The sequence below is a fragment of the Vibrio sp. V43_P6S15P86 genome (assembly GCF_009904725.1).
In the GTDB taxonomy this organism is placed as follows: domain Bacteria; phylum Pseudomonadota; class Gammaproteobacteria; order Enterobacterales; family Vibrionaceae; genus Vibrio; species Vibrio diabolicus.
This window is the reverse complement of record NZ_WXWT01000407.1, coordinates 1-7,221: the sequence shown is the minus strand read 5'-3', so window position 1 is coordinate 7,221 and position 7,221 is coordinate 1. Positions and strand designations below refer to the sequence as shown.

6 protein-coding genes and 1 pseudogene are annotated in these 7,221 nt (G+C 45.1%); all 7 read right to left on the bottom strand.

Annotated features, from left to right (window positions below):
• Positions 1-160: 160 nt before the first annotated feature.
• The gene (locus CAG69_RS18450) at positions 161-1,231 is read right to left on the bottom strand and encodes a glycosyltransferase family 4 protein (RefSeq protein ID WP_161445571.1); all 1,071 of its coding nucleotides are present in this window, start codon (positions 1,229-1,231) and stop codon (positions 161-163) included.
• On the bottom strand, positions 1,206-2,729 hold the full coding sequence (locus CAG69_RS18445) for a sigma-54-dependent transcriptional regulator (protein ID WP_161445568.1): 1,524 nt from the start codon (positions 2,727-2,729) through the stop codon (positions 1,206-1,208). The genes CAG69_RS18450 and CAG69_RS18445 overlap by 26 nt, the downstream gene beginning before the upstream one ends.
• Before the next feature lie 276 nt (positions 2,730-3,005).
• Positions 3,006-3,386: an Hpt domain-containing protein gene (locus CAG69_RS18440; protein WP_005394262.1), complete on the bottom strand. Its 381-nt coding sequence runs from the start codon at positions 3,384-3,386 to the stop codon at positions 3,006-3,008.
• An 11-nt stretch (positions 3,387-3,397) separates the two neighbouring features.
• Positions 3,398-4,084: an AAA family ATPase gene (locus CAG69_RS18435; protein WP_161445566.1), complete on the bottom strand. Its 687-nt coding sequence runs from the start codon at positions 4,082-4,084 to the stop codon at positions 3,398-3,400.
• Complete coding sequence (locus CAG69_RS18430; protein ID WP_161445565.1) at positions 4,084-6,186, bottom strand: SLBB domain-containing protein; 2,103 nt, start codon at positions 6,184-6,186, stop codon at positions 4,084-4,086. The genes CAG69_RS18435 and CAG69_RS18430 overlap by 1 nt, the downstream gene beginning before the upstream one ends.
• Entirely contained in the window at positions 6,183-7,049 is an 867-nt protein-coding gene (locus CAG69_RS18425) for an OmpA family protein (RefSeq protein ID WP_161445564.1), read from the bottom strand. Before CAG69_RS18425 ends, CAG69_RS18430 begins: the two co-directional genes overlap by 4 nt.
• A gap of 26 nt (positions 7,050-7,075) precedes the next feature.
• Positions 7,076-7,221 (bottom strand): annotated as a pseudogene (locus CAG69_RS18420) (STAS domain-containing protein); the annotation flags it as partial.

Sequence of the window (7,221 nt, the reverse complement as noted above, 5' to 3'; positions counted from 1 at the left end):
GTCATAAGTCACCTCTGTCTCATCATTAACTTGTGTTAACTGCTGAGTTGCAACAGAGATGCCAAAATATGCCATTAGTTTATGTGTTTGAATATTATTAGATATTTGTGCTTGGACTTAAGGGGAGAAGCAATATTCTCATATTGAGAACCAATATGGCCTATTGCTCCGTTTCAATTTGATATTTTCGTAGCAATACAGGAATAACGCTTTGCGCCGAGAAATCATCAATAATGGTCTGCCGAGCGTTTTGACGAGTGGGAGATTGCTGCGCTTCATCAAGAGACATCCAATGTTTAAGGCATTGAGCGAGAGATGGGATGTCATTGACAATAAAGCCATTTTCGCCAGTTTGGATAATATCGGGCAAGCGACCCACGCGTAGGCTCATCACGACTATTCCTCTAGCCATTGCTTCAAGCGCCGCCATAGGCAGGCCTTCATAGCGAGAAGAAATTACCAGCACGCTAATGTTTTTCCAAACGGTCTCCATTTCAGTTTGATGACCGAAAAATATCACATTTGAAGGGGCAATGTGGGCGAGTGATTCTCTTTCTGGTCCATCACCGTAAACACTAAAATGCAGTGTTGGGCAGAGCTTAGCCACTTCGATAAATTGGTCGGCACCTTTTTCTTGGCTCAATCGGCCGACGAAGGCGATTTCTTGATAGTTGAGATTACAATCGGGAATCGAAACAAAGTTATTCAGCAGTTCCGAAGGGAAAATGACTTTGCGCTGAATGCTTGGGCTGACGGAAAAGCAGTGGTTAGAGAGGTAGCCTGAACTTCTATCAAGCCAATCATAGAGCCACATTTTGCCCGAGGATGATTCTCCTGCATGATAAGTTGAAATCAAGCGAGGAAATGTGCGCGTGAGTAGCTTGGCACAGCGCGCTAAGATTGACGCTTTGTAACCGTGGGAGTGAATGACCGATGGTTGGTGATTGGCGACCGCGCTTGTTAGGTGTTTGATCTTTAATGCCTTATGTGGCTCACCAGACAAATGGTTCAAGTAACTCACAGGGATGGTGGATTCTTCTGCTTTCTCTACAATCTGTGCTGGTGGCGAGTACTCAGTCGTTAAGACAACACGTGCTTTGTGCCCAAATGTCATTAATCCACGAGCAAGCTCTATGACGTGACTTTCGATACCGCCAAACAGGCGGCTATCAAGAAAAATCCAAATTTCACCAACGGCAAGTTTCTCAAGATTGTTCGAGATTAATTTCATCCGCTTCCCACGCTTGTTTTTTTCGGTAAACCGTAGATGGGCTTAGCTCCAGCATTACGGCGGCATTGAGTACGTTGCCATCACAGTATGCGATTGCGTTTTGAATCGCCTCACGCTCCACTTGCCACATAGGGCGAATGGTTCCATCAGAGTTAAAGTACGGCGAGGCAGCCGCTGATGATTGTATGTTAGGTTCCGGTGTCGGTATTGACGGTTCTCTAGCGGGGGCCGATTGTTCCTCAACATACACTGGTCGGGATGTTATTGTTGGAGGGGGTGCTGGCTCTTGAGTTACATGTGCGGGAGTGGATGTTCTCACCGTTTTAGACTTTCTAGTCAGTTGAGCGGGTAGGTGATTCACCGTGACTTTTTCGTCATTATTAAGCACCACAATGTTACGTATGATGTTTTGTAATTGCCTTACATTACCCGGCCATTCGTAATGCTTGATGATATGTTGAGCTTCGCTGTCGATTGTTGAGAATTTCTTTTTGTCCTGTTTGGCATAAGTGGTCAAAAAGTGCTTGGCTAGTGTGACAATGTCACTTCCTCGCTCGCGTAGGGGGGGCATATCGATAGGTATTACGTGTACGCGGTAATACAAATCTTCACGAAAACGACCTTCTTCCACTTCTGTTAATGGATCTCGGTTGGTGGCACAAATGATTCGAACATCCACCTTCATCTCTCGAGTGCCGCCAAGCGGTGTGTAGGTTCCTGTTTGAAGAAAACGGAGCAACTTCTTTTGCATCTCAAGTTCCATTTCACACAGTTCATCGAGAAAAAGCGTCCCACCGTGAGCCAGCGTCGCAGCACCTTTTCGGTCTGTTGTGGCTCCGGTAAATGCGCCTTTAACGTGGCCAAAGATCTCACTTTCCATTAAATCTCGTGGGATAGCCCCGCAGTTAATAGCAATAAAAGGCTTGTCTTTACGGTCGCTCTGACGGTGCACGGCTTCAGCACAAACTTCTTTACCTGTGCCGCTTTCACCCACAATAAAGACACTGGCAGATGTTGGAGCAACGGCATCAATGGTTTTATATACCGCCTGCATTGGAAGACTTGAACCGATAAATCCGTGATAGTTATGGCGATCAAACTTGGATTGAATGTTTTCTACTAAATCTTCTAGTTTGGCGCGTTTGAGGTGCAACGCAACAGAAGTTTTTAGGCGATCAGCGTTAATAGGTTTTTCTAAGAAATCTTCCGCACCTTTTTGAATTAGGTTAACGGCTAAGTCTACGCTGCCGTGCGCTGTAGCAATAATAACGGATGTCGGAATGTCATTCTGGTTGATCCAATCCAATACGTCTTCACCAGACATATCGGGCAGTTTCAAATCGAGAATGATGAGTTGAGGTTTGCTTCTTTCAATAAATTGAATTGCTTCGCGACCTGTTTCAACATGAAAAATGTCATAAGGTTCGTCTTTCACATACTGCTTATAAAGTATGGCTAGTGAAGTAGAGTCTTCTACCAGTAACACCCTTGGTCTCATAGTCCTATCCCAACGTAGTTCGTTTCACTTTTATGATTTTTGTCAGCACTATTATTTGTATTTGGCGTGATGAGCGAGTTATATGACTTAGTGCTCTCTAGTGCTGAATATTCTCAATTTGAGAAAAGCGTTATCTAAGTATTAGCACAAGGTGGGAAATTTGCGAAAAATCCATACTTTTTAATTGATTAAGTTAAATTGTAAATGTCTTAGATGATATCGGCATCGCACTTTAATAAGTGCGATGATTCATAAGATAATTTATTATTGAAACGGTTACTCGAACCCTTGATCTTTTCGCTTTTCTAGCGCGTCAAACGATTCATTGGCCAGCTGGGAAAGAGACTCACAGAGAGCCAATGCTTCTAGTGTTTTTCCTTCCACACAATATTTCTCAATCATTCTTGCTTGTCTGGAAAGCGTTCGGTTACCTAAAGCAAGGGCAGAGCTGCCGAGTGTATGAACTTCGAACTCTAATGTTTGGAGGTCTCTCGCGCTTAATGCTTGCTCTATTTTCTCCATGCGCTCTCGTGACTCTTCAATATAGTGTTCAATCAGCGTAGGGATGATTTCGGCGCACGTATCTTTGATCATTTGCTGGAGAATGTGTTCATCCACCAATTCTTGTTCGATAGTCGGTGTGTTATTTGCAGTCATATTGGCGCTCCCTATAACATAAACAGTTCACTTTTCTTAATTTGTTGAGATATCTTTTCTTTCCACTTTTTGGGTAAAAAGCGTAGCTTGGAAACTTGGCGGATCAACTCATCTTTCAGGCTAGGTGTATGCTTCATATTCAGCACGGAACCAATCAAATTCGCATCGCTAGCATCAAGTAGTTTTTTTGCTTGTTCGAGTTGGGTTGCCGTCGTAGAGCCATAATGTGCGACTAATAAGGTGGCATCACATACGCCCGCAATCACTTGAGGGGCAATATTGCTTCGGTTGACACTCAGAAGTGGAGATGTGTCTATCACGACACGCTCGTACTGCGTTAACCACTCTGCAATATTGCGCTTCAGCATCGTTGGGTCTCGGTACGCCAATTGAGTGCTGGCGAGAGATGGAGCAGGGAGACCGACGAAGGTTTGATGCGTATTTTCTCTTGTGATCAGGTGTCCAACTTTTTCGGCATCATCAAACTCGTGAATGGTGCGATACGCGGGCTTGAACAGGTTAAGATCCACATACAAAGTATTGTGTCCAGCTAAAACCAGACGCTCTGCTAGAGATGAAGCAACGGAAGTGACGCCGTCTTCAGACTTACAACCCACAACACAAATCGTTTTGTGGCCTTTCTGTTCACTCTGAAGATAAATTTGCTCAATCTCAGCGTGAGTGGCAGGAATAGTCATTACAACGCTCCTATTAACACGATGGTTGTGGTGATTTGTAAAATATCTCTTAATCCGGCTCTCGCTTTTTCAGCAAAGCTTTCGTCTTTATGTGGAATGTAAATAGTGTCGCCTGCACGGATTACTGGTAAATCATAAATGTTGGCGGTTTTGCTAAAGTTCACCAAATCAAATGTTCGAGCTTGGCCCTGACAGCAAGACATGTTGACCACACTGATTTTTTCAAGATACGCATTGTTTGTCGGGCCTCCTGCTTCGGCCAGCAGGTCAAGTACCGTCATGTTGTCATTAAATACATAGCGCCCAGGGTCTCTTACTTCACCTAATACACGCACGGTGGATTCTTTGGAGCGATCCAACCAGTTTTTGTTTTTTTCCGGAATATAAATGGTATCGCCGGGACGAACGTGGGGCAGAATAGACTCATCGCCCGTTTCAAAGTACATCGACAAATTCAATTTACTCACTTTGGCATAGCCTAGGCCTCGGTGCGTCACACGAATATTGTGAATATCGGCATCCATTGTTGGTCCATCGGCGGCAGATAAAATATCCAGAAAGTGCATCTCTTCAGTAAAGCGATAGCGGCCAGGGGCATTGATTTGACCGAAAACATATATCGAGGCATCAGAGCTCTGGCTTACCCATTGCGATTTGTTGTCTGATGGATCGTCAGGTAATGCATGGACTCTTACGACCGTACCAGCAGCAACTCGGGGCAGATTCGATGTTGGTGAGCCATCTAAAATGTATTGATCTAAATCGAACTGTGTCATTTGACCATTATTGGCGACTTCAATTTTGGTGGTGTCAGCTCGACGTGTTGGGCCGCCAACATGCGCAAGCAGATCAATTAAATCCATTTCGTCTGACCATTCAATACGTCCCGGGCGCACGACTTCTCCCATCACAGCGACCGCTCGACTTGGCGCCACTTTTAGCCATGACTTCTCGTTGAAATCGGTTTTCTCAGGGACGAAAATCGCGTCTCCAGGTCCGACATTCGGTGGTCTAACCGAAGACAGCCCCTCGGTATGCGCGGTTAGGTCGAATTTGATGACCTTACCATCGGCTTTTATGACACGAATTTGGCGAGATTCTGCATAGCGAGTAGGCCCGCCTGCATTGGCGAGAATATCCATGAAGCTAGCGTCTTGCTTTCCTTCATACGCGCCAGGGTGAGCAACTTCACCCATGACATAAACCACATTTGCACCCGCTTTGATTTCTTCTTCCTGTTTTGGAACAAAAATGGTGGCACCCGGTAGGATTTCTGGTAGTAAGCTTTGATCACCCGTATCCAGATACTTTTTTAGATTAAACATGGTTGGGTTGTTATTTGTGATCACGCGAATTTGCTCAACACTGGCATATCGTGTTACGCCGCCAGCTCTCATCACGACATCAACGAGCGTGGTGTTCGGTTTGTAAGAAAATGAGCCGGGAGCATTAACTTCACCAAAGACTTTGATGGCACGAGCGGAGTCTGCGCTGTCGCCTGAGTTCGCGAGTTTTGCTGCATCAAATTCTTGCTCAATATTCCCAACGAGTGGAGATGCTGGAACAAACAGTACGTCCAGCGATTCCAATTCCGGGAGCTGGCTATTGTCACCAGTATCAAGGAAACGTTTGTAGTCAAACTCGATGTTTTTGTCGCCGCGTTTAACGATCATTTTATCGAGCTGAGCACCAGCGCGAAGGCCGCCAGCTTCGTATACAAACATTTGAATGTTGGAACCTGAAGGTAAGGTATATTCCCCGGGTTTGACCACGTAGCCTTGGACCGACACTAATAACTGTTGTTGTTTGATAAAGACTCGAGCGTTGTTTACGTCACGATACACGGTTTTTAGCGTTTCGATAATCACGTCTTGGAGTTGTTGCTCATTATATCCAGCAACAAATACAGGGCCGACTTCTGGTAAGTTAATACGCCCACGGCGATCGACTTGAAACCCTTTATTTAAAGAAGCTTCTCCAGGTAGGTTAATCTGAATTAAATCGCCGACCTTAACAGTATTGTTTTCATCAGCTGACGAAGTAGGTACCCAAGCGACCAAGCACAAAAGAACTAAGGTGATAAATGGTTTCATCGTGTTCATAGCGCACCTCCTACAGATAGATTGCGATTTACTGAGGTATCGCTATCTGAATTAGGGCTAATAACCTCGATGCTTACGCGGCGATTGGTTAAACGCACGGCAGGTGTTTCACCCTCGTAAAGCGGCAGGCTATCTCCCACAGATTTGGTGGTTACGCGTTCTGAAGTGATGCCAAATACAGTCAGGTAACGCTTCACTTGTTCTGCACGCGCTTGAGCGAGTTTCTGGTTGTAATCTGGTGAGCCAGTGACATCGGCATGCCCAGTCACCACAAGAGTTAGGTTAGGGTGGTCACGTAAAATGTAGGCAGCTTCTGCCAAATGTCCCATATACTTTGGATTAATTTCTGCTGAATCGACAGCAAATTGATTATCAATATTGAGGAGTGCATAAATTTCAGCGACGACGTTCAAATCGCTACGCAATGCTTCAATATCATCGGGTGGCGTACAAGTGGTTTGGCTTAATACATAGTCGAGTTGCTGTTCAAGTTGGTTTAAACGTAGACGCTGAATCACCAGGTCGTTAGCAGCATCGAGTAGAAGTCCCCCTTCTAGCTCACGTGCGATTCTGTTTTGCTTCTCAAGTGCTTGCACGACTGCTGCAGGAAAGCACCAGCGTGCGCCTTCTTGAATCAACGCGTCTAGGTGTAGCTTGGTGAGTTGCCAATCAAACCTCAACCCATGCTCTGGACCTAACGGTTCATCGGGCATGACTGGGGAAAACTGATAATTTTCAATTGAGATATCTTGATAGTTTTCCGCCAAGCCACCTTTTCCGTGGTCTGGGTAGTCAAACGACGAACAACCAAACATGCCGACAACAAGACCGCTTACTACATATCGTCGTATAAGATTTACCATGCCAACCTCCGTTTAAACCGGTATTTTTAGTGTCCTTTTGAGTTAACGGGAATAGCATGGTTAATACGAAGCAAGCTCATGATTTCTAAAGGTTGGCCTGATACGTTTTCAATACTCATGCTTCTTTCACGTTCAACTAGACGCTTATATAAGTAAACAATGGCACCAATCC

Excerpts from the sequence above, each read along its gene's own strand:
- CAG69_RS18450 (WP_161445571.1), bottom strand. The coding sequence starts at position 1,231 with ATGAAATTAATCTCGAACAATCTTGAGAAACTTGCCGTTGGTGAAATT.
- CAG69_RS18445 (WP_161445568.1), bottom strand. The coding sequence starts at position 2,729 with ATGAGACCAAGGGTGTTACTGGTAGAAGACTCTACTTCACTAGCCATA.
- CAG69_RS18440 (WP_005394262.1), bottom strand. The coding sequence starts at position 3,386 with ATGACTGCAAATAACACACCGACTATCGAACAAGAATTGGTGGATGAA.
- CAG69_RS18435 (WP_161445566.1), bottom strand. The coding sequence starts at position 4,084 with ATGACTATTCCTGCCACTCACGCTGAGATTGAGCAAATTTATCTTCAG.
- CAG69_RS18430 (WP_161445565.1), bottom strand. The coding sequence starts at position 6,186 with ATGAACACGATGAAACCATTTATCACCTTAGTTCTTTTGTGCTTGGTC.
- CAG69_RS18425 (WP_161445564.1), bottom strand. The coding sequence starts at position 7,049 with ATGGTAAATCTTATACGACGATATGTAGTAAGCGGTCTTGTTGTCGGC.